This is a genomic window from Curtobacterium sp. MCPF17_011, from assembly GCF_003234145.1.
Classification (GTDB): domain Bacteria; phylum Actinomycetota; class Actinomycetes; order Actinomycetales; family Microbacteriaceae; genus Curtobacterium.
The window spans coordinates 260,448-287,069 of sequence record NZ_QKSK01000003.1 but is presented as its reverse complement, the minus strand read 5'-3'; the positions used below and the strand labels follow the sequence as shown (position 1 = coordinate 287,069).

Annotated in this window: 23 protein-coding genes; 11 read left to right on the top strand and 12 right to left on the bottom strand. The window is 70.8% G+C overall.

Annotation, left to right across the window (positions count from 1 at the left end):
- Positions 1-306, top strand: coding sequence for a hypothetical protein (locus DEJ25_RS05785; protein ID WP_110904345.1), 306 nt, complete (start codon positions 1-3; stop codon positions 304-306).
- Between the two features lie 70 nt (positions 307-376).
- On the opposite strand, the gene DEJ25_RS05780 is transcribed toward DEJ25_RS05785, so the two are convergent.
- The 4 genes from DEJ25_RS05780 to DEJ25_RS05765 form a co-directional block, all read right to left on the bottom strand.
- Positions 377-2,209 (bottom strand): beta-galactosidase family protein, encoded by a 1,833-nt coding sequence (locus DEJ25_RS05780; protein WP_111044052.1) that lies wholly within the window; start codon positions 2,207-2,209, stop codon positions 377-379.
- A gap of 96 nt (positions 2,210-2,305) precedes the next feature.
- Positions 2,306-3,640 (bottom strand): sugar ABC transporter substrate-binding protein, encoded by a 1,335-nt coding sequence (locus DEJ25_RS05775; RefSeq protein WP_111044051.1) that lies wholly within the window; start codon positions 3,638-3,640, stop codon positions 2,306-2,308.
- Between the two features lie 139 nt (positions 3,641-3,779).
- Positions 3,780-4,757 (bottom strand): carbohydrate ABC transporter permease, encoded by a 978-nt coding sequence (locus tag DEJ25_RS05770; protein WP_110904342.1) that lies wholly within the window; start codon positions 4,755-4,757, stop codon positions 3,780-3,782.
- Positions 4,754-5,701: a carbohydrate ABC transporter permease gene (locus tag DEJ25_RS05765; RefSeq protein WP_111044050.1), complete on the bottom strand. Its 948-nt coding sequence runs from the start codon at positions 5,699-5,701 to the stop codon at positions 4,754-4,756. Before DEJ25_RS05765 ends, DEJ25_RS05770 begins: the two co-directional genes overlap by 4 nt.
- Before the next feature lie 197 nt (positions 5,702-5,898).
- Here DEJ25_RS05765 and DEJ25_RS05760 point away from each other — a divergent pair, with 197 nt between their 5' ends.
- The gene (locus tag DEJ25_RS05760) at positions 5,899-6,936 is read left to right on the top strand and encodes a LacI family DNA-binding transcriptional regulator (RefSeq protein WP_375334540.1); all 1,038 of its coding nucleotides are present in this window, start codon (positions 5,899-5,901) and stop codon (positions 6,934-6,936) included.
- Positions 6,937-7,285: 349 nt separating this feature from the next.
- On the opposite strand, the gene DEJ25_RS05755 is transcribed toward DEJ25_RS05760, so the two are convergent.
- Positions 7,286-8,788: an alpha-N-arabinofuranosidase gene (locus DEJ25_RS05755; protein ID WP_111044049.1), complete on the bottom strand. Its 1,503-nt coding sequence runs from the start codon at positions 8,786-8,788 to the stop codon at positions 7,286-7,288.
- A 228-nt stretch (positions 8,789-9,016) separates the two neighbouring features.
- Here DEJ25_RS05755 and DEJ25_RS05750 point away from each other — a divergent pair, with 228 nt between their 5' ends.
- The 3 genes from DEJ25_RS05750 (at position 9,017) to DEJ25_RS05740 (ending at position 12,329) form a co-directional block, all read left to right on the top strand.
- Positions 9,017-10,378 carry an extracellular solute-binding protein gene (locus DEJ25_RS05750; RefSeq protein ID WP_111044048.1) on the top strand — a complete coding sequence of 454 codons (1,362 nt, stop codon included), beginning with the start codon at positions 9,017-9,019 and terminating at the stop codon, positions 10,376-10,378.
- 69 nt (positions 10,379-10,447) lie between these two features.
- On the top strand, positions 10,448-11,413 hold the full coding sequence (locus tag DEJ25_RS05745) for a carbohydrate ABC transporter permease (RefSeq protein ID WP_110904337.1): 966 nt from the start codon (positions 10,448-10,450) through the stop codon (positions 11,411-11,413).
- 1 nt (position 11,414) lies between these two features.
- Positions 11,415-12,329 (top strand): carbohydrate ABC transporter permease, encoded by a 915-nt coding sequence (locus tag DEJ25_RS05740; RefSeq protein ID WP_110904336.1) that lies wholly within the window; start codon positions 11,415-11,417, stop codon positions 12,327-12,329.
- A 115-nt stretch (positions 12,330-12,444) separates the two neighbouring features.
- Here DEJ25_RS05740 and DEJ25_RS05735 read toward each other — a convergent pair whose 3' ends face one another.
- Both DEJ25_RS05735 and DEJ25_RS05730 read right to left on the bottom strand, forming a co-directional pair.
- A complete protein-coding gene (locus DEJ25_RS05735; protein WP_110904335.1) occupies positions 12,445-12,828 on the bottom strand; it encodes a VOC family protein in 384 nt (127 codons plus the stop codon).
- A 32-nt stretch (positions 12,829-12,860) separates the two neighbouring features.
- Positions 12,861-13,685 (bottom strand): siderophore-interacting protein, encoded by an 825-nt coding sequence (locus tag DEJ25_RS05730; protein WP_111044047.1) that lies wholly within the window; start codon positions 13,683-13,685, stop codon positions 12,861-12,863.
- A 28-nt stretch (positions 13,686-13,713) separates the two neighbouring features.
- On the opposite strand from DEJ25_RS05730, the gene DEJ25_RS05725 reads away from it, so the two are divergent.
- From DEJ25_RS05725 to DEJ25_RS05710, 4 genes are all read left to right on the top strand, one after another.
- Positions 13,714-14,793 carry an iron ABC transporter permease gene (locus tag DEJ25_RS05725; protein ID WP_258366280.1) on the top strand — a complete coding sequence of 360 codons (1,080 nt, stop codon included), beginning with the start codon at positions 13,714-13,716 and terminating at the stop codon, positions 14,791-14,793.
- Complete coding sequence (locus DEJ25_RS05720; protein ID WP_110904332.1) at positions 14,790-15,923, top strand: iron chelate uptake ABC transporter family permease subunit; 1,134 nt, start codon at positions 14,790-14,792, stop codon at positions 15,921-15,923. The genes DEJ25_RS05725 and DEJ25_RS05720 overlap by 4 nt, the downstream gene beginning before the upstream one ends.
- Positions 15,920-16,771: an ABC transporter ATP-binding protein gene (locus DEJ25_RS05715; protein ID WP_110904331.1), complete on the top strand. Its 852-nt coding sequence runs from the start codon at positions 15,920-15,922 to the stop codon at positions 16,769-16,771. The genes DEJ25_RS05720 and DEJ25_RS05715 overlap by 4 nt, the downstream gene beginning before the upstream one ends.
- A gap of 68 nt (positions 16,772-16,839) precedes the next feature.
- Positions 16,840-17,856 (top strand): ABC transporter substrate-binding protein, encoded by a 1,017-nt coding sequence (locus tag DEJ25_RS05710; RefSeq protein WP_111044046.1) that lies wholly within the window; start codon positions 16,840-16,842, stop codon positions 17,854-17,856.
- 85 nt (positions 17,857-17,941) lie between these two features.
- Here DEJ25_RS05710 and bla read toward each other — a convergent pair whose 3' ends face one another.
- The 4 genes from bla to DEJ25_RS05685 all read right to left on the bottom strand — a co-directional run bounded on the left by bla (position 17,942) and on the right by DEJ25_RS05685 (position 24,674).
- Entirely contained in the window at positions 17,942-18,883 is a 942-nt protein-coding gene (gene bla, locus DEJ25_RS05705) for a class A beta-lactamase (RefSeq protein ID WP_110904329.1), read from the bottom strand.
- On the bottom strand, positions 18,880-19,944 hold the full coding sequence (locus tag DEJ25_RS05700; protein ID WP_220033172.1) for a LacI family DNA-binding transcriptional regulator: 1,065 nt from the start codon (positions 19,942-19,944) through the stop codon (positions 18,880-18,882). The genes bla and DEJ25_RS05700 overlap by 4 nt, the downstream gene beginning before the upstream one ends.
- Positions 19,945-20,075: 131 nt before the next feature.
- Positions 20,076-24,089 (bottom strand): sugar-binding protein, encoded by a 4,014-nt coding sequence (locus tag DEJ25_RS05690; RefSeq protein WP_181427355.1) that lies wholly within the window; start codon positions 24,087-24,089, stop codon positions 20,076-20,078.
- Between the two features lie 276 nt (positions 24,090-24,365).
- A complete protein-coding gene (locus DEJ25_RS05685; RefSeq protein WP_110904327.1) occupies positions 24,366-24,674 on the bottom strand; it encodes a hypothetical protein in 309 nt (102 codons plus the stop codon).
- A 143-nt stretch (positions 24,675-24,817) separates the two neighbouring features.
- On the opposite strand from DEJ25_RS05685, the gene DEJ25_RS05680 reads away from it, so the two are divergent.
- Entirely contained in the window at positions 24,818-25,345 is a 528-nt protein-coding gene (locus tag DEJ25_RS05680; RefSeq protein WP_110904326.1) for a MarR family winged helix-turn-helix transcriptional regulator, read from the top strand.
- A gap of 14 nt (positions 25,346-25,359) precedes the next feature.
- Here DEJ25_RS05680 and DEJ25_RS16595 read toward each other — a convergent pair whose 3' ends face one another.
- Entirely contained in the window at positions 25,360-25,527 is a 168-nt protein-coding gene (locus tag DEJ25_RS16595; protein WP_181421628.1) for a hypothetical protein, read from the bottom strand.
- 439 nt (positions 25,528-25,966) lie between these two features.
- Between DEJ25_RS16595 and DEJ25_RS05670 the strand changes: the two genes are divergently transcribed.
- The gene (locus DEJ25_RS05670; RefSeq protein ID WP_111044044.1) at positions 25,967-26,599 is read left to right on the top strand and encodes a TetR/AcrR family transcriptional regulator; all 633 of its coding nucleotides are present in this window, start codon (positions 25,967-25,969) and stop codon (positions 26,597-26,599) included.
- Positions 26,600-26,622 lie beyond the last annotated feature (23 nt).

Genomic DNA, 26,622 nt, shown 5'->3' with positions numbered 1-26,622 from the left:
ATGAACGACATCGTCACACACACGGGCGCACTGGTGGGGCTGCGCACCGGCACGAGCACGGCCGGCGGCCCGGCCGGCGCCAGGGTCGGCGTCCTGCTGGAACTCTGCTCCGAGGACAGCGCCGGGGTCCGCCGTCCGTGGGAGCTCCTGGTCACACCCGCCCAGGCCGCCGCACTCGTCGAGGCCGAGCGGACCGAACCCGGGGTGCTCGTCCGCTTCGCCGGCGAACGACTGGGCGACCGCGGCGGTGTCCCGGTCGTGCGCGTCGGCCGGATCGCGGTGCTCGTGCCCGAACCGACCTGCTGACCGACATCGGCTGACCACGACGTGACGAACGGCCCCGGGTGCCCCCGGGGCCGTTCGCGGTGCAGGCGGGTCAGGCCTCGGTGTGCCCGAGCGCCGGCTCGACGCACATGCAGACGGTCCGGGACGCCGATGCGTGCACCTCGAAGACGACGACCTCGTTCCGTCCGGGCCGGAGCACGGGTCCGGGGACGGCGAGCGTCGCCTGTGGGCCTCGTGACCAGTACCGGCCGAGACAGAACCCGTTGACCCAGGCGACGCCCTTCCGGAACCCGTCGAGCGCGAGGTAGCGGTCGAGGTCCGCGCCGCTCTCGGCCAGGTCGAACGACCCCATGGCGAACGCCGGACCGGCCAGGGTCTCCCCCGCCGACGTCGCCGCGGTCCGCAGGGCGTCGAGCGCGTCCTCCGGCACCGGGTCGAGTGCCAGGGGCGAGACGGTCCAGCGGGACAGGACGTCGTCGTCGATCCGGACCGCTCCGATCAGTCCCTTCGGCTCGCCGATGCGCGGCCCGTAGTCGACGCGTCCCTGGTCCTCGACGAGCAGTTCCAGGAGGCCCGTCACCGGTGGCAGGGCGATGGCACGGTCGTGGTGCTCCCGCTCCAGGACGCCGACGGTCCGACCGTCGACGCGGACGAGGGCACGGTCGCGGACCTCTTCGGCGACGGTCAGCACGCCACCCTCGGGCAGGTCGACCTCCGTCCGGTACAGGACGAACCCGGAGGCGGCGCCCAACTCGTCGAACGTCGGCGGCGTCTCGTGCGTGGTCCAGGACGTGATCGTCGGCAGGAGGCCGGCGAGCGGGAGGACGCGGTCCAGGCGGACGGCGACGTCCGAGGCGGGGGTGGGGCGTGCCTCCAGGCGGGCGACGGCGTCCGTCGTGAGCCGACCGGACCCGCCGGGCTGCATCGACGCGGGCAGGTCGGGGACCGGAGCGTGACGGGCGATGACCTGCCGGAAGGCGTGGAACTTCTCGGTGGGGCGACCGGCCTCGTCGAGCGGGGCGTCGTAGTCGTACGACGTCGCGATCGGCCGGTACACGCCCTTGTCGTTCGCGCCGTTGGTGAACCCGAAGTTCGTGCCGCCGTGGAACATGTAGACGTTCACCGAGCCGCCAGCGGCGAGCAGGTCGTCCAGGTCCGACGCCGAGGCTGCGGCCGAGGTGGTGTGATGGTGCTCGCCCCAGCTGTCGAACCAGCCGTCCCAGAACTCGGAGCACATCAGCGGGCCGGTCGGCTGCGCCTGGCGGAGGCGTGCGAGACGTTCCGTGGAGCGGGAGCCGAACGAGCCGGTCTTGTGCAGCGACGGCAGCGACCCGTCCTCGAGCATCGAGCCCATCGGCTGGTCGACGCTCGTGAACGGCACGGTGAGCCCGATGTCGCGGTGCATGCGCTCGAGCTTCTCGAGGTAGACGGGGTCGGACCCGTACGCGCCGTACTCGTTCTCCACCTGCACGAGCACGATCGGGCCGCCGGCGTCGATCTGCCGCGGAACCAGGATCGGGGCGAGGGCGTCGAGGTAGCGGCCGACCGCGGCGAGGAACTGCGGTTCGTCGCGGCGGATCCCGACCGTGCGGTCGGTGAACAGCCAGAACGGCAGGCCGCCGTTCGTCCACTCGGCGCAGATGTAGGGGCCGGGCCGGACGATGGCGTGCATGCCCTCGGCGGCGACGAGGTCCAGGAACCGGCCGAGGTCGAGCCCTCCGGCGAAGTCGAAGGTGCCTGGGGTGGCCTCGTGCGCGTTCCACGCGACGTAGGTCTCGACGGTGTTCAGACCCATGAGCTTGGCCTTGCGGATCCGGTCGGCCCACAGGTCGGGGTGGACGCGGAAGTAGTGGATCGCACCGGAGAGCACCCGGTGCGGCTGCCCGTCGAGCAGGAAGTCGGTGTCGCCGATGGCGAAGCGCATGTCACGTCTTTCTGGTGGGAACACGTCTGGTGGCGACGCGTCTCGTGGGAACGCGGCCGTGCGGAGAACCCGCACGGCCGCGTCGATGTGGTGGGGCTACTTGGTCGAGACCGTGAAGCCCTGGTCCTTGCCGTACTTCACGAGGGCGTCCTGCCAGGCGGACAGACCCGACTCGAGCGACGTGCCCTTCTCGTACGACTGCCCGACGGTGTCGGCGTAGACGCTGTTCGCGTACACCTGGTACGGCAGGTAGGTGAAGTCGTTGTCCGACGCCTCGGACGCGTCGACGAGCACCTTGTTGATCTGCTGGCCACCGAAGTAGTCCGGCTTCTCGTCGAGGAACGCGGACGACTCGAGGTCGGCGGTGGTGGACGGGAAGCCGCCGGACTCCATGAAGACCTTGGTCGAGGCCTTCGACGAGTTCAGCCACTTGAGGAAGCCGGCGGCGAGGGCCGGGTTCTTCGACTGCTTCATGACGACCTCGGCGCTGCCGCCGTTGTTCGCGGTGGCCGCGGTGCCGCCGTCGTAGGTCGGCATCGGGGCGACGCGCCAGTCACCCTTGGCGTCCGCGACGCTGGCCTCGAGGTTGCCGGGCATCCAGGCGCCGGTGATCAGCGTGGCGATCTGGCCGTTGCCGAGCTGCTTGTACCAGTCATCCGTCCAGCCGACGGTCTTGGACAGGAGCTTCTGCTCGACGAGCTCGTCCCAGGTCTTGGTCCACTTCTTGGTGCCCTCGTCCTGCAGGTTGATCGTCACCTCGTCACCGTCGGTGGTGAACGGGGTGCCGCCGGCCTGGGCGATCATGCTCGTGGTGAAGCCCGCGTCGCCGGAGTCGGCCGCCAGGTACTTCTCGGGGTCGGCCTGGTGCAGCTTCTTGGCGGCTGCGACGTACTCGTCCCACGTCTTCGGCACCTCGATGCCGTACTCGTCGAAGACCTTCTTGTTGTAGAACATGGCCATGGGGCCCGAATCCTGGGGCAGCCCGTAGACCTTGCCGTCCATCGAGACCGAGTTCCAGGTGCTCGCCGCGAACTTGCTCTTCAGGTCGCCGAAGCCGTAGTCGGACAGGTTGAGCAGCGACTCGGAGAGGGCGAACTGCGGGAGCGCGTAGTACTCGACCTGGGCGACGTCGGGGGCGCCCGAGCCGGCCTTCACGGTGTTCTGCAGCTTCGTGTACTGGTCGGCGCCGGTACCGGCGTTGACGAGCTTGACCTTCACCTTCGGGTAGGCCTTCTCGAACGCGGCGACCTGGTCCTTCGCGGAGGGGGTCCACGACCAGTAGGTCAGGGTGCCGCCCTGATCGAGGGCCTTGTCGATGTCCGAGGCCGAGCCGCCGGAGCCGGAGCCGCCGGACGCGCAGGCGGCGAGGGCCATCGCGGCGGTGACGCCGATGGCGAGGGCGCTGAGCCCGCGCCGGAGACGCTTCTGCATGGTGGTGCCTTTCACTTCATCGTGAAGAAGGTGCTTCTTCGTGGAGGAGGGACTGCTCGGTGCCGGTGCGGTCCCCGCGGGGCCGCGCCGTGCCTCCCGGCCGGGGTCCGGTGCTGCTGACCGGGGCCGGAGGGCGGGATCAGGCCTTGACGGACCCGGCCGCGAGGCCGGACTGCCAGAAGCGCTGGAGGAAGAGGAACGCCACCACGATCGGGATGATCGTGAGGAGCGAGCCGGTGACGACGAGGTTGTAGATCGGCTGCGCACCGGAGCCGGTGGCCTGCGCGTTCCACTGGTTCAAACCGACGGTCAGCGGGTACCACTTCGGGTCGCTCAGCATGATGAGCGGCAGGAAGTAGTTGTTCCAGGTGGCGACGACCGCGAACAGCAGGACCGTGACGACACCGGGTGCCAGGAGCTTCAACGCGATGGTGAAGAAGATCCGGAACTCGCCGGCACCGTCCATGCGGGCGGCCTCGATGAGTTCGGTGGGGATCGCCTCGACCGCGTAGGTCCAGATCAGGTACATGCCGAACGGGCTGATCAACGAGGGCAGGATGATCGCCCACGGGGTGTTCGTCAGGCCCACCTGCGAGAAGAGCAGGAAGGTCGGGACGGCCAGGGCGGTGCCCGGGACGGCGATCGCGCCGAGGACGATGGCGAACACCGCGCGACGGCCGGGGAACTGGAACTTGGCCATGCCGTAGCCGGCGACCGTCGCGAGCAGGGTCGCTCCCCCGGCACCGACCACCACGTAGAGCAGTGTGTTGCCGAGCCACTGGACGAAGATGCCGTCGTTGTAGGTGAGCGTGTCGACGATGTTCTGCCACAGGTTGAAGTCCCCGCCGAACCACAGGCCGAAGGTGGAGAGCAGTGACGCCTGCGTCTTCGTGCTGTTCACCAGCAGGTAGAACAGCGGCGCGAACGAGTAGACGACGAACACGACCATGACCGCGGTCAGCAGACCGGAGCGCTTCACCCTGCGTCCGTCGACGGGCTGCGCAGCCTTCCGGGAGGCTCGGGTGCGGCGTTCGCGCGGGTCACCCTGCGTCGTGGTCGCCTCGGTCACCGTGGCCGGCCCGGCGGGACCGGTGGCGGGGTGCTGCAGGGTGCTCATCGGTTCTCCTGTCGGGTGCCGCGGACCTGCACGACGTAGGCGATGACTGCGGTGATCACGCCCATGACGATCGCGACGGTGGCGGAGTAGTTGAACTGCTGGCCGCTGAAGGACAGCGAGTAGGCGTACATGTTCGGCGTGAAGGCGCTGCCGATGACGTTCGGGGCGAGGGTCTTCAGCAGGTTCGGCTCGTTGAAGAGCTGGAAGCTGCCGATGATCGAGAAGATCGTGGCGATGACCATCGGGCCGCGGAGAGCCGGGAGCTTGATCGAGAAGACGGTGCGCATCGGGCCGGCGCCGTCGAGCTCGGCGGCCTCGTACAGGTCGGCGGGGACGGTGCGGAGGGCGGCGTAGAAGATCAGCATGTTGTAGCCGAGGAACTCCCACGTGACCACGTTGCCGATGCTCGTGAGGACCCACGACGAACTGAACGGCTGCAGCAGGTCGATGCCGAGGGCGTCGTTCGCCGCTCCGGTCAGGCCGAACTGGTTGCCGTAGATGAAGCCCCAGATCAGGGCTGCGACGACCCCGGGGACGGCGTAGGGCAGGAACACCGCGATGCGGAAGAACCCGGTGCCCCAGAGGCGGGCGCTGTCGAGGGCCAGGGCGGCGACGAGGGCGAGGCCCAGCATGATCGGCACCTGCACGACGAGGAAGATCGCGACCCGTCCGAAGCCGGACCAGAACTTGGCGTCCTGGAAGAGCTGGACGTAGTTGGCGAACCAGACGAACTGGTTGCCGCCGATGAGCTGGTCGCGGAACAGGCTGAGCCAGAGGGCGTAGCCGATCGGGACGATGAGCATCAGGACGAGGACGGCGACGAACGGGCCGACGAAGAGCCAGCCGGTCATCCGCCCCCGGGGCTTCCCACGGCGACGCGGTGCGGGCGTGGTGCCCGTGCGTCGCGGCGCGGCCTCGGGGCTCCGCGCGGTGAGCGTGCTCATGTGACTCCTTCGTCGTGTCCTGACTGACGTCGACGGGTCTCCCAGCGCCGGTGGTCGTGCTGCGACCGGCCTGATGTTGACGTCAACATCGAACGCTGGCGACCATAGCATGGCAACGTCAACATGCACTAGCGTTCGCAGGAGTGGCCGTGCGCAGGCGCCGACCCGAACCGTTCCGAGGAAGGCTGCGTGTGACCATCTCGACGACCACGGACGCTGCGGCCTCCGCCCGCCGCGCCCCGTCGCTCGCCGCCGTGGCCGAGGCTGCCGGTGTCTCGATGCAGACCGTCTCCCGGGTCGCCCGCGGCTTCGACAACGTCAGCCCCGAGACCCGCACCCGCGTCCAGCAGGCGATGGCCGAGCTCGGCTACCGCCCCAACCGTGCCGCGCGGGCCCTGCGCTCCGGACGGTTCCGGACCATCGGCGTGATCATGTTCACCCTGGCGTCCTACGGCAACATGCGCACGCTCGAGGCCATCGCCGACGCCGCAGGGGTCGCCGACTTCACCATCACGCTGCTGCCGATGGCATCGCGGACCGAGGAGGGCGTCCGCTCCGCGTTCTCCCGCCTGCACGAACAGGCCGTCGACGGCGTGGTCATCATCATCGAGTCCCACGTGATCGACACCGCCGAGGTCGAACTGCCCGACGGTGTCCCGATGGTCGTCGTGGACTCCACCGGCACGACCGACCACCCGGCGATCGACACCGACCAGGCCGACGGTGCCCGACTGGCGACCCAGCACCTGCTCGACCTGGGGCACGACACGGTCTGGCACGTGGCCGGCCCCGCGTCGTCGTACTCGGCGGCGAGGCGACAGGCCGCGTGGAGTGCCACGCTCACCGCAGCCGGACGGACGGTCCCACCCGTGCTCGAGGGCGACTGGAGCACGTCGTCCGGCTACCGGGCCGGCCTCGAGATCGCCCGTCGCCCCGAGATCACCGCGGTGTTCGCGGCGAACGACCAGACCGCGCTCGGGGTCCTGCGCGCCTGCCACGAGGTCGGCCGCGCCGTCCCGTCCACGCTCAGCGTCGTCGGCTTCGACGACTCCCCCGAGTCGGACTCGTTCTGGCCGCCGCTCACCACCGTGCACCAGTCCTTCGACGAGGTCGGGCGCCGCGCGGTCGCCACCCTCCTGCGGCAGATCGAGGGCGGTGCCGCCACGGCGGCGACCGACCTGGTGCCGGTGCGGCTCGTCGTGCGCGCGAGCACGGCCGCGCCGGCGCCGCGCTAGCCGCGGCGGCACGGCCGGCACCGGCGGGCTGGCGGCCGCCGGTCCAGTCCGCGAAAGCGACAGATCGCCGCGGTCCGCCTGCGCACATGTGTCGCTTCCGCGCCCATGTCGCTGCCGGGAGGCGCGGTGCGGGCCCGCCACGTGCCTCCCGGCTGGCCGACGGAGCGGCAGGCGGGGCAGGCGGTTGTGCGCGCGAAAGCGACAGAAAGCGGCCGACGAGACGCGCACATCTGTCGCTTTCTCGAACCGGACTGCTGCGGCACCACACGAGAAGGACGCCGGGCCCCCGAAGGGACCCGGCGTCCTCTGCTCACTCGACGCTCGCCGCACGCAGCGCGCGCCGAGGCGTCTACCCGATCGAGAGCGCCGTCCAGGAGACCGGCGGCAGCTCGATCGTGATCGTGTCACCCTCGCGGCGGACGGACTCGTTGGTCCGCAGTCCGACCCGGGAGGTGTTCGACAGGTCGTTCACGGCGTGCAGGTCATCGTCCCAGATGCCCTCCGCGTGCACGTCACCGTCGACGTCGAGCCCGGACAGGTCGATGGTGACCGTGGTGCTCTCGGTCTGGTGGCGGTTGACGAGGAACACCGCAGCGCGGCCGTCCTCGACCGTGGCGGCCGAATCGACGACCGGGACGGTGCCGTGCTTCCCGCCGTCGACGGTGTCACCCGAGGCGACGACGTTGAGCGAGGTCCCATGGGCCAGGCGCGAGGTGACCGAGAACGGGAAGAACGTGGTCTGCCGCCAGGCCTCGCCACCGGGCTCGGTCATGATCGGGCCGATCACGTTGACGAGCTGCGCGATCGACGCCGACGCGACTCGGTCGGCGTGCCGCAGGAGCGAGATGAGCAGCCCGCCGAGGACGACGGCGTCCGCGACGGTGTAGACGTCCTCCAGGAGGCGCGGGGCGACCGGCCAGTCCTCGAGGGTGAACGTCTTGGCCATCGCCTCCCACTTCGTGATCGACCAGACGTTCCACTCGTCGAACGAGATGTCGATCCGCTTGTCGGAGCCCTTGTGCGCCTGCACGTGGTCCGCGGCGGTCGTCACCGTCTTGATGAAGTGGTCCATGTTGGCGCCGGAGGCGAGGAACGAGGTGAGGTCCTGGTCCTCCTCGTAGTAGGCGTGCGCCGAGATGTAGTCCACGTCCTCGTACGCGTGCTCGAGGACGGTGCGCTCCCACTCGCCGAACGTCGGCATCGACGCTCCGGAGGACCCGCAGGCGACGAGCTCGAGGTCGGGCTGGATCTGCCGCATCGCCTTGGCGGTCATCGCGGCGAGCTTGCCGTAGTCCTCGGCGTTCTTGTGGCCGAGCTGCCACGGGCCGTCCATCTCGTTGCCGAGGCACCACATGGTGATGCCGAAGGGCTCCTCGCGGCCGTTGGCCTTACGCTCCTCGGAGCGGGCGGTGCCACCCCGGATGTTCGCGTACTCGAGCAACTCGATGGCCTCGGCGGCCCCGCGGGTGCCGAGGTTCACGGCGAGCATGAGCTCCGAGCCCACCGAGTCGAGCCACTGCTGGAACTCGTGCAGGCCGACCTCGTTCGTCTCGGTCGAGTGCCACGCCAGGTCGAGTCGGCGGGGACGCTGCTCGACCGGGCCGACGCCGTCCTCCCACTTGTAGCCGGAGACGAAGTTGCCGCCGGGGTAGCGGATGGTCGTGACGCCGAGCTCCTTGACGAGTTCGATGACGTCCTTGCGGAAGCCGTGCTCGTCGGACGACTCGTGCGCGGGTTCGTGGATGCCGTCGTAGACGTGGCGGCCGAGGTGTTCGACGAAGCCGCCGAACAGTCGGCGTCGCACGGGGCCCACCGTGAACGCGGAGTCGAGGACGAGGTGTGTGCGGGGCATGGATCTCCTTCGATCAGGCTGTGCGTCGAGCACGGGTGTTCCGCGGTGTCACGGAAGTGAGCGCTCACCTACGGGAAACGGTATCGGGTGTCGACACGGGACGGAAGGGCTGGCGCGCAGGTCGGCGCGGCGCTAACGTGAGCGCTCACGGGGCACCGACGCCCCGCGATCGGGACGACGTCCACCCGGATGGAGTCCCGCTTCGGCCCGTCCCGATGGAGTGATGCCATGCCGAACCGATCCGTCCCACCCCTCCGCGGGTCAACGTTCACCCGCAGGAGCCTGCTCGCCGCCGGAGCGGCGGCCGCAACGGTCCTCCCCCTCGCCGCGTGCTCGAGCCCGCTCTCGGCCGGTCTCGCCGGCAGTGCCCTCAATCCCGAGACCCTGGTCTTCTGGAACCTCTTCGGTGGTGGCGACGGTGTCCGCATGCAGGCGATGGAGGACGGCTACGCCAAGCAGCACGGCGGCTCGTCCGCCCTGCAGGCGACCACGTTCGCCTGGGGCAACCCGTACTACTCGAAGCTGACACTCGCGACCGTCGGGAACAAGCCGCCGGACGTCGCGATCGCCCACCTGACCCGGGCGAAGCCGCTCTGGGACGGCGACCTGCTGGACCCGATCACGGCAGAGGACCTCGCCGGCGTGGGACTGAAGGCGAGCGACTTCAACCAGAAGGCCTGGGCCGCGCAGAAGACCGACGGCGCCAACATCGCGATCCCGCTCGACACGCACCCGTTCGTGCTGTTCTACAACGTCGATGTCTGCCAGGAGGCCGGGCTGCTCGACAGCAACGGCGAGCTGAAGAGCCTCGACGGCATGGACGCGTTCGAGAGCGCGCTGGCGGCCGTGTCGAAGGTCACCGGCGGCACCGCGCTCAACGTCGCGAACGTCGTCCCCGAGACCGCGACTCCGTGGCGGTTCTTCTGGACGATGTACAACCAGATCAACGGCGCGACACCGTTCATCAGCGACGGCGGCGGGAAGCTCACCGTCAACGAGGACGCCTACAACGAGGTCACCAGCCGCACGCAGAAGTGGGTGAAGCAGGGCTGGATGAACAAGGCCCTGGACTACGCCACCGCACAGTCGCTGATGTTCGACGGCAAGGCCGGCTTCTTCATGCAGGGCGAGTGGGAGATCAGCACCGCCCAGTCGATCAAGGGGCTGAAGTTCGGCATGGCGCCGATCCCGACGCTCTACGACAAACCCGCCACCCAGGCCGACTCGCACACGTTCATCCTGCCGAAGAAGGACCGCTCCCCGGCGCAGAAGAAGGCCGCCATGCTGTTCATCAAGCAGATGCTCGAGCAGAGTCTGACCTGGGCCGAGGGCGGGCACGTCCCGGCCTACATGCCCACGTTCGACAGCACCCAGTACAAGGACCTCAAGCCGCAGTCGAACTACGCCGCCGCCGCCGAGACCGCGGTCTTCGACGACGCCGCCTGGTACGGCGGGTCGGGCTCCACCTTCGAGGGCACGGTCGGCGCACAGCTCGCACTCGTCCAGCAGGGCAGCTCGAGTCCCGCGCAGGCACTCAGCGCGATCAAGAGCCAGCTGGCCACCTACCTGAACACCCCGAGCCCGCTGTGACCGGGCACGCGACCACCGGCCACCTGCACACCACGAACGACGTGAACACCGCGCGAAAGGCACGATGACGTGACCACAGCACCAGTTCTCGACCGGCCGACGGACGCGACCCTCGCGCCGCGGCCGCGCCGCTCATACCGGACCAGTCTCACCCGCGGGCAGGGCCGCAGCGGGTGGCTCTTCCTCGCCCCCTTCGGCCTGTTCTACGTGGCCTTCCTGCTCGGCCCGACGATCTGGATGATCGTCACGAGCTTCTTCAACACATCGACCGTCCGCACCGGGCTCGGCAGCTTCGCCGGGTTCGCGAACTACGCCGAGATGCTCGGACGCTCCGACTTCTGGTCCTCGCTCTGGCACACGCTGCAGTTCACGCTGTACACGACACCGCCGCTGGTGATCCTGGCGTTCGTCTTCGCGGTGCTGACGAACCGGATGAACAAGGGCCAGTGGTTCTTCCGCCTGGCGTTCTTCCTGCCGTTCATCCTGCCGTCCGCGACGATCTCGCTGATCTGGGTGTTCATCTTCACGCCGGCCACCGGCCTGTTCGCGACGATCCAGTCCGCGATCGGTCTGACCCCGGGTTCCGGCATGCTGTCCAGCCCGAACACGGCGATGATCGGCGTCGCCATCGCCACGGTCTGGTGGACGCTCGGCTTCAACTTCGTGCTGTACCTGGCCGGCCTGCAGGAGATCCCCCGCGAGCTGTACGAGGCCGCCGCCGTCGACGGTGCCTCGAACTGGCAGCAGATCAAGTCGATCACCCTGCCGCTGCTCGGTCGCACGACGACGCTCGTCATCCTGCTGCAGATCATCGCGAGCCTGAAGATCTTCGACCAGGTGTACCTGATGACGAACGGCGGCCCGGGCATCTCGACCCAGGTCTCGCTGCAGCTCATCACCGGTGTCGGGTTCACCGACAACCGGCTCGGCGCCGCTTCGGCTGCGTCGGTCCTGCTGTTCATCGTGATCGTCGCCATCGCGGTCATCCGGCAGCTCGTCGAGCGCGCTGCCGCCAAGCGTGAGATCGGAGCCTGACATGACCGCCACCGAGAGCATCACCACCGGACGCGCCAAGCTCCGCACCGGCGTCTCCTCGGCCGCTCCCACGAGCGCCGCGAAGATCGGTGTCAGCGGCCGCGGCTTCACGATCGCGTCGGCCGTCGTCCTGACGGTGTTCGCGATCATCTGGCTCATCCCGAGCCTGTTCGCGCTGAAGACCTCGCTGTCCGACAACGGCGTGGCAGCGCTCGGCGCGAAGTCGATCCTGTCGAACTGGAACCCGACGCTGCACTCCTACGCGTCACTGTTCCAGTCCGGCGACATCTGGAACTGGTACCTGGCCAGCGGCATCACGAGCGTCGTCACCGCGGTGCTCACGGTGATCTTCGCGTCGATGGCGGCGTTCGCTCTGTCCCGGCTCGTGTTCCGCGGTCGGAACATCGCGTTCCTGCTCATCATCCTGGGCATCATGATCCCGACGCAGGTCCTGATCATCCCGATCTTCCAGGAGCTCAACGCGGTCAACCTGCTCAACACCTACTGGTCGGTGATCTTCCCGCAGGTGCCCGCCGTGATCGCGGTGTTCATCTTCAAGCAGTTCTTCGACGGCATCCCGAAGGAGCTGGAAGAGGCAGCCCGCATCGACGGCGCCGGCATCTGGAAGATCTACTGGTCGGTCATCCTGCCGCTGTCGCGTCCGGTGATCGCCGCGGTGACGATCCTGACCTTCGTCGGGGTCTGGAACAACCTGCTGCTGCCGCTGTTCGTGCTGTCGAACCCGGACCTCATGACGATCCCGGTCGGGCTCGCCACGGTCCAGGGCAGCTTCGGTCAGCGCTACGCGGACATCCAGGCGGGTGCGATCCTGGCGGCGCTGCCGCTGATCATCCTGTACCTGATCTTCCAGCGGCAGATCGTCGAGGGTGTCACCGGCTCGGGTCTGAAGGGCTGAGGTCCGGCCCGGACGACGCGTCCGGACCACGTGACGGACGGGAGGCTCCCCACCAGCTGGTGGGGAGCCTCCCGTCCGTCGTGGGTGCGGTCCACGCCTGGTGGAACCGGTTCCGTCAGCCGGCGAGCGGCGCGAGCCGTGACCGCAGGAGGCAGAACTCGTTGCCCTCCGGGTCCTGCAGCACGTGCCACGACTCCTCGCCGGTCTGCCCGACGTCCGCCGGGCGGGCACCGAGCGCGAGCAGCCGTTCCAGCTCGGCGTCCTGGTCGCGGTCGACCGGGTTGACGTCGATGTGCAGGCGCAGGGGCTGTGTCTTCGCGTGCGGCACGCGGGACAGGATGATCGTCGGCGTCGCGCCGCCGAAGCCGGAGGCGGGGCCGATCTCGATGCCGTCCTCGTCCTTGCCGAGTTCGACGTAGTCGAGGACGGCGCACCAGAAGCGGGACAGGGCCTCGGGGTCGTCGCAGTTCAGGACCAGTTCGCTCAGGCGGCAGCTCATGGCGAGAGGATACGCGGGGCGGGGTCGGTCCGTCAGGCGAGGACGGGCTGGCGCGCCTCGTGCTTCCAGAACCCCGAGAAGGTGATGCGCGACTTCGGCAGCCCCGCTCGGTGCAGGTGGCGGCGGCCCTCGGTGGCGAGCCGGGACTCCCCCACGACGAACGCGTAGCCGAGGTCGTCGCAGGGCACGTGCCGCTGCAGTTCGGCGAGCGCCGCACGTCCGGGCACCGCGTGGGCGTCGCCGCGGACGAGCCAGGTGACGGTGACCCCGACGGGCGCGTCCAGGTCGCGGATGTCGAGCGCCGAGGGGACCTCCTGGATGATGCGGCCGATGGTGTCGCGCGGCAGGGACCGGGCGATGCCGACGACGGCGGGGAGGCCGGTCTCCTCGGCGGCGATGACGACCTCGCTGGCGTCGTCCGGGCAGTCGAAGATGCAGCCCTGGTCCAGGAGTGCGAGTTCGTCGCCGGGGCGGGCGGCGCAGGCCCAGATCGCGGCGCGGCCCTCGAGCTGGCCGTCTGCGGTGGTGTGCACCACGAAGTCGATGTCCATCTCGCCGAGTTCGGGCCGGTGCCCGGCGACGGTGTAGTTCGCGCAGTGCGGGCGCGAGGCCTCGGGGATGCGCAGGTACTGCGGCCACCACTTGGCGCCGTCGATCTCGGGCATCACGAAGGTGTCCTGCTCGGGGCGCTGCAGGAACAGGCGGAACCAGTGGTCGAAGCCCAGGAACGGGAAGGCGCGGATCTCGTCGCTCGCGATGGTGACGCGGTGGATCGACGGGGTGTGCCGTTCGGTGCGGACGACACTCGCCCGGAACAGCCGCGGGTTCTCGGGCATCAGCCGCGGGATCTTCGCCATGAGGGAAGGCTAACCTAATATGGCTTCCGTGCCACCCCCTCCCCTCGCTGTCCCGACCGCGCCGGCCGCCCTGCCCGGAGCGGTGATCGGCGCCTCCGGGGTGCACCGACGGACGGCCCGACGTCGTGTGGCGGTGCTGCTCGGGCTGGCCGTGCTGGTCCTCGCCGCGGCGGTCGCGAGCATGCTCCTCGGCAGCAACCACATCGGTGCCGACCGGGTGTTCGCCGGCCTGACCCGGACCGGATCGGGGACCGACGAGGCCATCGTCTGGGGCTCCCGTGTCCCGCGCACCCTGATCGGCGCGAGCGTCGGTGCCGCGCTCGGGATCGCGGGCCTGCTCATGCAGGGGCACACCCGGAACCCCCTCGCCGACCCCGGCCTGTTCGGCGTCTCCGCGGGCGCCGGCCTGGCGGTCGTCCTCGGCGCGTTCGTGTTCGGCGTGACGAGCACCAGCGCCTCGGTCTGGTTCGCCCTCGTCGGCGCGGTCGTCGCGAGCGTCGTGGTCTTCTCGGTGACCGTCGCCGGCAGCGGGACCGCCAGCCCGGTGCCGCTCGCCCTGGCGGGGGCCGCCGTGTCCGCCCTGCTCGGCGCGCTGACGTCCTTCATCGTGCTCACCGACCAGGATTCCCTCGACGCCTACCGCCTGTGGGTCGTCGGGTCCCTGTCCGGTCGGCAGCTCGACGTGCTCGCTGCGGCATGGCCGTTCATGGCCGTCGGCCTGGTGCTCGCGATCTGGAACACCCGCGCCCTCGACGCACTCGGCCTCGGGTCGGAGCTGGCGAAGGGCCTCGGCGAGGACCTGCTCACCGCGCGGCTCGTCGGCCTCGGCGGCATCACCCTGCTGGCCGCCGGCGCCACCGCCGCGGCCGGTCCGATCGCCTTCGTCGGCCTGACCGTGCCGCACGTCGCCCGCGCCGTGGTCGGGACCGGTCACCGGTGGACCCTGCCGGCGTCGGCACTGCTCGGGGCCGTGCTCGTCCTGGCCGCGGACGTCGTCGGGCGGCTGATCGGCGGGTTCGCCGAGGTCGAGGTCGGCATCGTCCTGGCCGTCATCGGCGGTCCGGTGTTCGTCGCCGTCGCCCGCCGCCGATCGCTGGTCTCACTGTGAGCGCCACCACGCGGGTCGACACCGGCACGCCCACGAACGCGCCCGCGCCGACGCCGGGTCCCACGCCGACCGCCACCGCCCCCCGTCGCGGCATACGGATCGGCCCGGTCGGCCTCGCCTGGCGCCCCCGCGTCCTCACCACCTCCGTCATCGCGGTCGTCGCGGCACTGCTGCTCGTCGTCCTCGGTGTCGCGATCGGCTCGACGTTCATCGCCCCGGGCACCGTCGTCCGCGCCCTGCTCGGCCTCGAGTCCGGGCCGGACCAGTTCATCGTGTCGACCCTGCGCCTCCCCCGCGTCCTGACCGGTGCACTCGTCGGCCTGACGCTCGCGGTCGCCGGAGCCCTGACGCAGACCTTCACCCGCAACCCGCTCGGGACGCCGGACATCATCGGCGTGACCTCCGGCGCGAGCGTCGGCGCAGTGGCGGCGGTCGTCCTCGGCGGCGGCAGTTCCTCGGTCAGCGCGCTGGTCCTCGGCGGCGGCATCCCCGTCGCCGCGACGATCGGTGCCCTGGTCGCGGCGACGATCGTCTACGGTCTCGGCTGGCGCGGCGGCGTGCAGAGCCACCGGCTGATCCTGGTCGGCATCGGGGTCAGTGCGACGCTCGACGCCGTGACGAGCTACCTGCTCGTCCGCGCGAAGATCACCCAGGCCACGGCCGCGTCACAGTGGTTGGTCGGCAGTCTGTCGAGCACCTCGTGGACGACGGTGTGGCCGCTGCTGGTGATCGCCGCGGTCGGGGTGCCGATCGCCCTGGCGACCTCGGCCGCACTCGGCATCGGGCAACTCGGCGACGAGGTCGCCACCGGCGTCGGCCTGGGCGTCCAGCGCCACCGGTTGCTCGTGATCGGGCTGGCGGTCGTGCTCACCGCCGCTGCGGTCGCGGCCGCCGGCCCGGTCGGCTTCGTCGCCTTCGTGGTCCCGCAGATCGCGCTGCGGATCGCGGGGACGAACCGGCCGCCACTGCTGCTGTCGGCAGCGCTCGGCGCGGTCCTGGTCCTCGGCGCGGACCTGCTCGCCCGCTCGGCCTTCCCCTGGCAGGTACCGGTGGGCATCGTCACGACCGTGATCGGCGCCCCCTACCTGATCTGGCTCCTCATCCGTCACCGCAAGGAGATGTCCCGATGACCACGACGACCCCCTCGGTCGCGCCCGCGACGCCAGCCGCTGCTCGCGAGCACGCCGCCCCCGTCCTGGAGGCCCGTGCTCTGTCCGTCGGCTACGACCGGACCGCGGTCATCCGGGACCTCGACCTGACGATCGAGCGTGGCACCGTGACCACGTTCCTCGGTGCGAACGGGTGCGGCAAGTCGACGCTCCTCAAGGCGCTCGGCCGCGTGCTCAAGCCGCAGGCCGGCGAGGTGCTCCTGGACGGCTCGCCGATCCGGAAGGAACCGAACCGGGCCGTCGCGCGGAAGCTCGCGATCCTGCCGCAGTCACCCCTCGCCCCGGCCGGGACGAGCGTGCTCGACCTGGTGATGCGCGGCCGGAACCCGCACCAGTCCTGGGCCCGCCCGTGGACCGCCGAGGACGCTGCCGTGGCCGAGGACGCCATCGCCGCCACCGGCCTGACCGACGTGGCGCACCGCGACGTCGCGAGCCTGTCCGGCGGACAGCGCCAGCGGGCCTGGATCGCCCTGGTGCTGGCGCAGCGGGCGGACACGCTCCTGCTCGACGAACCGACGACCTACCTGGACCTCGCGCACCAGCTCGACGTCCTCCGGCTCGTCCGACGGATCAACCGGGAGCAGGGCTCCACGGTCGTGATGGTCCTGCACGACCTGACGTTGGCCGCGCGCTACTCCGACCGGCTCGTCGTCCTCCACGACGGCGGTGTCGTGGCCGACGGCACACCCGCCGAGGTCCTCACCCCGGCCGTCCTCGAGCGGGCGTTCGGCCTGCACGCCCGCGTGGTCCCGGACCCGGTGACGGGGGCGCCCATGGTGGTCCCGGAGGCCGACGAACACGACGTGTGACGCGCCTCCCGGCCGGGAACCGTCCCGGAACTGGTGGATCCACTCAGGTTAGGTTAGGCTCACCTAACGTGAACACTCCCCGCCGCGGCACGGTCCGTGCCGCCCTCCTGACCGCCGTCACCGCGACGGCCCTCATCCTCACCGGCTGCTCGAGCACCGGTGGATCCGACGACGCCGGCGACCGCACGAGCGCGTCCTCCCGCGCCTGGTCGTACGAGGACGCCACCGGAGCGACCGTCAAGGTCGACCACACCCCGAAGCGCGTCGTGGTCCTCAACGACATCGCGATCTCGTTCATCGAGTACGGACTGCGCCCGGTCGGCACCTTCGGACAGCTGACCATGGCGAAGGACCAGCGCTTCGAGGGCCTGGCCACGAAGGGCATCACCCAGCTCGGCACCGGCTACGGCGACATCGACCTCGAGAAGCTCGCGGCCCTGAAGCCCGACCTCGTCGTCACCTCGGTCTACCCGACGGACGCGAAGGGCACGCTCGACACCACGCAGCCGGCCTACGGCTTCAAGGACAAGGAGCAGGAGGAGCAGGTCGCGTCCATCGCACCGATCGCCCAGGTGAAGTGGGGCGGCGAGGGCGAGGACGTCATCGAGCACATCGCCGACCTGGCCGAGTCGCTCGGGGCGAAGGAAGACACGGTCGAGGCCGCCGAGCAGGACTTCGACACCGCCAAGGGCGCCCTGCAGAAGGCAGTGCAGGAGAACGACCTCTCCATCGTCTCGATGTACGCGGACGGCGACGGCGCCTACGTCACCCGCCCGTCCGACGAGCCGACGCTGCAGATGTACACCGACTTCGGCGTCGACTTCGTCGTCCCGAAGCCGAAGGGCTGGTACTGGGGCATCTACAGCTGGGAGAACGCGGGCCAGATCTCGGGCGACATGATCCTGCTGTCGCAGCAGGGGTACCAGGTCTCGGACCTCGAGAAGCAGCCGACGTTCGCGGGCAACGCGGCCCTCGAGGCCGGCCAGGTTCACAGCTGGACCTTCCCCGCCCTCGACTACGCCTCGCAGGCCGACTACATGACGAAGCTCGCGGGCTGGATCGACGACAGCAAGCCGGTCTCCTGACGCAACCGGACGTCGGACGGGAGGCTCCCCACCAGCTGGTGGGGAGCCTCCCGTTGTGTCGTCCGCGCGCGCCCGCGCGTCGGCGTCAGCCGTGCAGCGCCGCGACGGCCGTCCGGGTGGCCGCGGCGACGAGCGCGTCGTCCGGCTCGGCGTCCGCCGTCGACCGGCTGGTCATCACGACGAGGACGATCGGGGCCCCGCCGGGTGGTGTGACGATCCCGACGTCGTTCCGCACCCCGTGGGAGCCGGTGCCGGTCTTGTCCGCGACGGTCCAGCCCGTCGGCACCCCGGCGCGGATCGTCGCGTCGCCGGTGGTGGTGCCCGCCATCGTGTCGACGAGCAGCTCCCGGTCGTCCGGCTGCAGGGCGTCGCCGAGCAGGACCGTCCGCAGGTCCGCGGCGAACTGGGCCGGCGTGGTCGTGTCACGGTCGTCGCCCGGGGTGGCCTCGTTGAGGTCCGGCTCGATCCGGACGACCTGTGTCACCTGGTCACCGATCCCGCGGAGCCACTGCTGCACGACCGACGGGCCGCCGACCCGCGCGACGAGCAGGTTCGCGGCCGTGTTGTCACTGGAGCGGAGCATCGCGTCGAGGAGCGCGCGGACGGTCATGCCCGAGCCGACGTGCTGCGAGGTCACCGGGGCGTACGAGAGCAGGTCGCGCTGCTCGATCGGCACGACGGCGTCGAGGTCGGCGGGTGACGCGTCGTCGAGCACGGTCGCGGCGATGAACACCTTCGCCGCCGATGCGAACGCGAAGCGCTCCCCGGCCCGGTGCGTGACCGTGGCCCCGCTGCCGGTGTCGATCGCGACGACACCGAGGCGGGCGTCGTGCGCGCCCTCGAGCCCGTCGAACGCCCGCCTGGTCGCGGCACTCATGGTGGCTGCCGGCGCCGGCGAGGCACTCGCGCTCGGCGTCCGGTCCGCGACACCCACCGGCGCCGTGGCTGTCGGCTGGCACCCGGCGACGCCGAACGGCAGACCGAGCGCGAGCCCCGTGACGACGGCGAGCGCGACGGAACGCCTCACGGTCGCTCCGGCCGGGTGGTGGTCCGCAGGGCCAGCGACCAGGGAGCAGTGGGCGCCTCGGTCACCTGTCCGAGCGCGAGCAGGGCGCACTGGGTGCCCTGCTCCTCGAGCGCCTGGTGCACGCTCGTCAGCCCGTGCTGCGCAGCCTCCGGGGAGTCGTCCCAGCCGCTCACCGCGACGTCCCCCGGTGTGCTCCGGCCGGTCTCGGTGAGGACGTCGAGCACCGCGAGGGCGAGTTGGTCGCTCATCGCGACGACGGCGTCCGGCGCGGACTCCTGGGCGTCGGCACCGCCGAGCAGTTCCTCGATGACGGGTCGGGCGTCCTGGCGGTGGTTCCGTCCGACGACCGCGACGGGGACGTCGGCCCAGCGGTGTCCCGCGGCCTCGACCGCGTCCCGGTAGCCGCGGAGCCGCTGACGGGCCCCGGGGAACCGGACGTCGTCGAGGGCGGGACCGTGGACCACCGTGGCCTCCTGCTCGTCCTCGAGGGCGAAGCTGACGACGGCCGGACGTGCGGCGCCGGCGAAGGTGGCGGTGGCGACCGCTGCCGCCGCTGACCGGTCGTCGATCGTGACGACGTGCACCCGACCCGCGACCTGGTCGACATCGGGCCGCGCTCGGAGCGAGTCCGGCTCGGCGCCCTGGATCGCGACCCGCCGCCCGGAGGCGACGACGGCGTCGAGCAGGGGTCCGTCGGACACGCCGGTCCAGAGGACGAAGGCGTCGGCGGCGGACTCACGGATCCGATCGGCGTCCCGGGCGTCACCGTTCACCGGCACCAGGGTCAGGCTCTGCTGGAACTCGACGCACACCGACGCGACGCCGGCCAGGAACCGGCTCGACTCCGGGTCGTCGAAGGCGTAGGTCAGCCCCTCGCCGACGACGACGGCGATGCTGTTGCTCCGACCCTGGCGCAGGGAGCGGGCGGCCGGGTTCGGTCCGGCGTACCCGAGGGCCGTCGCGGAGGTCTCGACGCGGGCCCGGGTCCCCGGGGAGACCCGGTGCGGGGCGCTGTAGGCGTAGGAGACCGTCATCACGGACACGCCCGCAGCACGTGCCACGTCGGCCATCGTCACCCTCGTCCGGTCCGGCACCTTCCCACGATAGTGCGGGCCGCCTGCCGGTCCCCCGTGGGCTGTACCGCGTGCCGGAGCGGCACCTGCCGCCGGACCGTCGGTCCGGCGGCCGGTCGTCACTCGTCCCCGCTGCCCGGGGTGGCGCCCTCACCGCTCATCCGGCGCCGTCGGACCACGGCCGCCGTCAGACCGGCGGCCAGCAGGACGGCTGCGAGCACCGACAGGGGCACCAGGAGGTCGCTCCCCGTGAAGGCCAGTGATCCGGGCCTCCCGTCGGGGACCGTGCCGCCACCCGTGCCGGCACCCGGGCCGGTCCCGTTGCCCGCGCCCGGGTCGGTACCGCCGCCGGCGCCGCCGCCGGCGCCACCACCACCGGCACCGGCGCCACCACCACCGGCACCGGCGCCGTCCGTCGCTCGGGTGATCGTGACCGACCGCGAGGTCGCGGTGCCGTCCTCGGAGCCGGGACGCGACGCGGTGACCCGGACCGCGATCCGGTGACCGGCGTCGGCCGCGGCGACCAGGTAGGTCGCCGGCGACGACGCCGCCCGCGCCCGCGCCGCGGCGACCGGCTCGCCGTCACGGAGCCACTGGTACCGGAACGTCAGCCCGTCGGTCGACCACGTACCGGGGTGCGCGGTGAGGGTGCTGCCCACGGTCGGCTGACCCGAGATGGTCGGCAGCTCGGTCGCCGTGGGGGCCGGTGTCACGGTGGCTTCTCCGAGACCGATCGTGACGGACTCCGTGCCCTTCGGCAGCGTGACCGTGCCGGCTGCCCGGTCGACCGTCGCGCCCGGGACGTCGACGCTGGCGATGTTCCCCTCGAGGGCGAGGAGTTGCACGCTGATGCTCGGGACACGGTCCAGGTCGCCCGAGAACGTCAGGTGCACGGAGTCGTCGTCGGCGGTCATGGCGTACCCGACACGACCGCCGTCCTGCACCGGGAAGCGGTCGAGCGCGACCTGCTTGCCCGTGGAGACCCAGTCGGCCGGGACTCCGCGGCCGACGATGAGCGAGCCGTCGGACTTCAGCGAGAGGAGCGAGTCGAACAGGACCTTCGTGCCCATCGCCTGGCCCCACATGTGCTGGTCGGACCCGCCGCCGCCGGACGCGTGGTCGATGTCCCACGGGGAGTCGGCCTTCGGTTGGTCCACGCCCTCCCACCAGCCGAACGGGCCGCTCTGGGAGTGCTCGATCATGAACTGGTAGGCCTTGATCCCGATGTCGCGGTGGTCCTCGCCGCGCAGTGCCGCCCCGCCGTACCCGGCGTTGTACGCGCTGGAGTAGTAGCCGTGCGGGTACCCGCCGAAGTTCGCCGGGGAGTCCGACACGTCCTTCCGTCGGTCGATGCCGTAGGCGTAGGTCTCGTCGATGCTGTCGAGCATCGTGCCGGACTGCGGCATGTCGTAGAGGTAGCTGTCCCACGCCCAACCGCCGAACAGGAACATCGACGCCCAGTTCGCGTCCCGCGGGTCGCTCCGGGGGCCGGTCTCGTTCGGCTCGTCCATCGCCATCGGCATGTAGTCGATGCCGAACTCGCTGCGGGTCGCGTCGAGTCGTGCGTTCGCCGCCGCCATCAGGCTGTCGTACTCGGACTGCGCCCAGCTCGCCTCGGCGTCGTCGCCCAGCCGCTCCGCGAGGTAGCGGTAGGTCGACAGGCCGTAGAGCGCCGACCAGTTGTCGACCGTCCAGTGGCCGTCGGAGTCGATGGCGTTGGTGATCTTGATGATCCCGGTGCCGTCGTCCTCACGGTCGCTGGCGATCGTGTGGGTGTTCTCCCGGATCGTGGCGAAGTGGTCGCGGACGAAGGTGTCGTCCCCGGTCCGCTCGAGGTACATCGCGTACGGCGCGCTGTACTTCCACTTGGCGTCCTGGTACTGCAGCTCGGCGGGCAGCGTCGCGAGGTAGTCCTTCGCGTACGCGAAGTCACCCATGTTGAGCAGGTTCGAGACGATGCCGATCGTGTCGTGGTCGAACATCTCGTCGTACCCGTTCTCGCCCACGTGCAGCTGCTTCTGCCCGTCGACGTCGTCCCGGATGATCAGCGTGTAGATGTAGCCGGCCTTGTAGGCGTCGATGAGGCCCGGGTCCGGCAGCGCCGTGATGTCGGCGACGGTGGCGAGCCGGTCGTTCCAGTAGGTCCGCATGTGGGCGTAGTGGTCGTCGTAGCTGCCGAGCCCGGCGATCTGCGCGTCGGTGGGCCAGGCGTACGTGCCGCCGAACCGGTCTGCTCCGACGGCGTAGTCGCGGACGACGGTGGCACCCGGGTCGACGGTCGTGGCGCGGCTGGAGCCGTCGAGCGGCACCAGCGCGGACGAGACCCGGGGCAGCGTGGCGGCGGTGTCCGTCGTGTTCGTCACGGTCATCCGCGAGTACGCGACCTCGTACCGGTTGCCGCCCACGGTGACCTCGTCCGCGAAGCTCTGCACCGAGATGTCGAGCCCGGCCTTGGCGTAGCGGCTGACGAACGCCGGCAGGTAGCCCTCCGCGTTCTCCCAGCTGATCTTGCCCGGGATGTCCGGCACGCCGAAGGTGATCATCGTGTCGCCGTGGTCACGGAGGCGGTAGCTGCCGTCGATGAACGCGATCGGAGCGTCCACGTCCCCCTCCCACCCGAACGAGCTCGTGAGCCCGGGGTGGCTCTGCCAGGTGTACCGGGCACCACTCGCACTCGCGGTGACGGCGGCCAACGCCGCGCGGAGCAGGTGCGTCGCACTCTGGACGTCGGCGTCGCTCGAGCCGGCGTCGTCGAGCAGCGCCGAGGCCGTCGCGGTCTCCGCCTCGAGCTGCGCGACGCTCGGCTCGTCGGCGGTGGCCAGGTCGACCGCGCGCGCCTGCTGCACCAGTCCGGTCAGTTCCGCCCGGTGGTCCTGCGGCGCGAGGGCGACCCCGGCCAGGGTGACGTTCCCGTTCCCGCCGGACTCCGTCGTCGCGGTGAGCTGCGCGCTGACGCGTGCCGCGGCCCCCGCCGGGATCGTCAGCGTGTACAGGTGGCTCACCGCGGAGCCGCCCGCCGTCAGTCCGGTGTCGGTGAGGACGGGCTCGGCCGTGTCATCGAGGGTGACGCTCAGCCTGGCGCTGGCCTGCCAGACACCGGCGACGAACTGCAGGGTCCGCGGTGCCCGGTCAGCCCGCACGGTGAGGTCCCAGCCGGACGGCTTCGTGGCGTCGTCGCCCGGAGCGAGGAAGACGCCACCGGTCCGGGTACCGTCCTGCGTCGCCGTCGGGACGCCGTTCGTCCAGCTGTACGTCGTCGGGTTGTCGCCCTGCTGCTTGATCGTGCCCGCCGGGTCACGGTTCACCACGCCCAGGGAGCCGTCGCCGTCCCGAGCCCGGTCCACGGTGGCACCGTCGAGGTGCAGCCAGTCGCTGGTGCCGGCAGCCGTGAGGTCGAGCCGCTGCGGTGTCGGTCCCGCCGTCAGCTGCGGCCCGTCGTCCAGCGAGCGCAAGGCCGCGCCCATGAACGAGACGTTGCCGTCCCGCCCGGTGATCGTCCGCAGGGTCGCGGTGACGACCGCGCCCTCCCCCGGCCGCATGGTCACGGTGGTGCGCTGGACCGCGGCGGACCCACCGGCCGACAACCGGCTGGTCTGGACGGTGGCGCCGTCGGTGGTCGCGACGGTCAGGTCGGCGTCGGCCTGCCAGATCCCGCCGACCAGGGTCAGCTGGCGGGTACCCTGGCCGCTCGGCACGGTGAGGCGGAAGCCCGCGTCGTGCTGCGTGGCGTCGCCGACCGTGGTCAGGTCGTAGCGGTACACGGCTCCGGTGGTCACCCCCGTCGCGGTCTCCTGCCGCGCTCCGTCGGACCACGCGAAGGCGACCGGGCTGTCGGAGAGCGCGACCGTCGGTGTCTCGGGACGGAGGCTCGCCAGCGTCATCGCGTCGATGCGGTCCCGCTTCGTCTCGGTCGCACCCCCGTCGGCGTGCACCCAGTCGAGCCCACCCTGCGCGGTCAGGTCCGTCGTGCCGGCGGCGCCGGCTCCGCCGGGAAGTCGTTCCGCGCCGACGACGAGGGGCTGTGGCGGCTGCGCTGCCGCCGTCGCGGTGAGGGCGGGCGACGCGATCGCCGCCACCACCGCTGCCGCCGTCGTGATGGCCGCGAACGCGCGTCCACGTCTGGTCGTTCTCATCGTCATCTGCTCCAACACCGTCGTCGGGGACTGGCGAGGCAGACGTCGTCGTCCACCCTCCCGGCCCCTCGACGGGGGTCGGCACCGTCACGCTAAGCGGGTCGGAGGCCGGAAGGCAAGCGATTTGTGTATCGATACATGGCGGGCATGAGAACGGGCCGTTCCGGATGGGATCGGAACGGCCCGTTGCCCGGAGCACCAGATCCGGGTTCACGAGCATCAGCTCGCCGGTGCGCCCCTCCCGGCCGAGGACCGGGAACGGCGGGCGACGTCAGGTCAGTTGGAGCGCCCGTTGCCGTCGCGACGGTCGTCGTCGTCCTCGGGCTTGCGCACGCCGGCCTTGGCGATGCCGCGGCTGAGGATGTAGGCCATCGTCACGAGCGCGACGTAGAACCAGGCCTGGTCGGCACCGAAACCGGTGTGGCCCTCGTCGGCGTTGTCGACGACCGCCGACGCGATGAGGATGGCGAGCGACACCACGATCCACGCGTAGAACTCCGTGGTCTTCAGTGCGGACTTCGTCTCGTTCCAAGTGCGACGGACGACGTTGTCGTGTCGTGCGGGGTTTCCTGCCGTGTTCGACATGGGTGTCTCCTTCACATTCTGTGCCACCGGACCCCGGCGGCATCGTTGCGGTCCACACTTGTCTCGCGTCGCTGATTACCAACCCAGTTCCACTTCCCAGGGACCGGTGGGAGCATCGACGGAACGACGAGGGCGGTGTGCCGATGGGTACCGACGACAGGACCAGCAGTTCGCAGCACCTCTACGCCGCGCAGCCGCGGACCGCTGCCGGTGCGGCAGCGCTCGCGAGTCTGCAGTCGCTGAGCGACAGCGTCCACGACGCCGACGAAGGCGCCCTCCGCGCGCTGCAGATGCGCCCGATCGACGCCTTGGCACTGATGCACCTCGTCGACGCAGGCCGGATCGAACGGTTCCTCAGCCCGACCGACCTCGCGCTCAGACTCCGCTTGTCCACGGCGGGAGTCACGAAACTCGTGGACCGCCTCTTCCGGGACGGCCGCGTCGAGCGCCGTCCCCATGTGCACGACCGCCGGCGCGTGGTGCTCGTCCCGACCGCCACGGCGAGTGCCGACCTCGCGAGGGCCTACGGTCACATCCACACGCCCGTCACGGCCGTGATCGACGAACTCAGCGACGACGAAGCCGCCGTCGTCGGGCGCTTCGCCGCACGTCTCGCCGATGCACTCCGTCGCGAGAACACGCCGTCCACGGCGACGCTCCCGCCCGTCTGAGCCGGAGCACGCGGTCAGTCCAGCCCGTTGGTCGTCTCGAACCCGATCCCCAGGACCTCGGCGAGTCGTCGACCCGACTCCTCGGCTTCCGCACGGGTGTCCACCCGGATCAACGGCGTCTTCCCGACCGACAGCAACCACTGCGTCCCGGTCGACCGCGCGCTGATCGAGTTCCGTCCCACGGCTACGCCACCCCTCGGAGTGCCGTCGGGTGGTACCCGCCCACTCCGCGGAAGCAGGACTCGCCCAGGTCCTGTGCCAACGGCGAGGAGCGGAGGCGCCGGACGCGGAGGCCCGCGGACCACTCCGGGAGACCGAGCGAGCGGTCGGAGACGGGAGCAGGGGCGAGATGGGAACTGTCGACTTGGAACACGGGTGCCTTCCTGAGGCTGTGTCGTGCGCATCGAACCGGAGTCAACAGTGCTCGATGTGGCTGACGGGGGCTGGGCCAGCTGTTCCAGGGTACGGATCCACACGCCCCCGACCAGGGGGTGGACGGATCCGCGATCATGTGTTTTCATCCACACCTCGGCGAGCCTCGTGCTCGGCCATCGAGGGTCGAACCTGTGGATCACCCCGGTCTGGATGCACCCAGTGCATCGTTGCACCTAGTGTCTTCTCGTGACCCTCTTACCCGACCGCCGTGCTGCCCTCAAGGCGCGACACCGGGAAGCGATCCTGCAGGCTGCCCGCGATCTGATCGAGGAGCGCGGGGAGTTCAGCGTCGACGAGCTCGCGGCCCGCGCCGACGTCGCCCGCCGCACGGTCTTCAACCACTTCGCCTCGCTCGACGAGATCCGCCTGTCCGTGTGCGAGGAAGCCCTGTCGGTGATCATCGACCGGTTCCTCGCGGAGATCGCGAACACCCCGATGGGGGACGGCTCACGCGCAGCGATGTTCGACGAACTCGAGTCCGCCGCCCGCGGTACCGACCTCGCCGGCGCCATCGTCCGGCTGCACCGGATCCTCGGCGAGCCGGAGGAGGACGACCCGAAGGCGGCTGCCCTCACACAGACCGCGTTCGCCCGGGTCACCGGGCGCCTCCGGAGCGAGGTGGCCCGACGGCACCCCGCAGCTGATGCCCTGGACACCGCACTCCTGGTGGACTCGCTGATGAGCGGCATCGTCGTCATCGCCGAGCACTGGTTGGTGACCACCGGCCCCCGCCTGGACGAACAGGCCCGGGACGACTGGGACGCCCTGCTCGGACGGCTCGTGCACAGCGTCCGCAGCGGGTACCTGCCCGACCACTGACCACATCGACGTCCTCCCTGGGG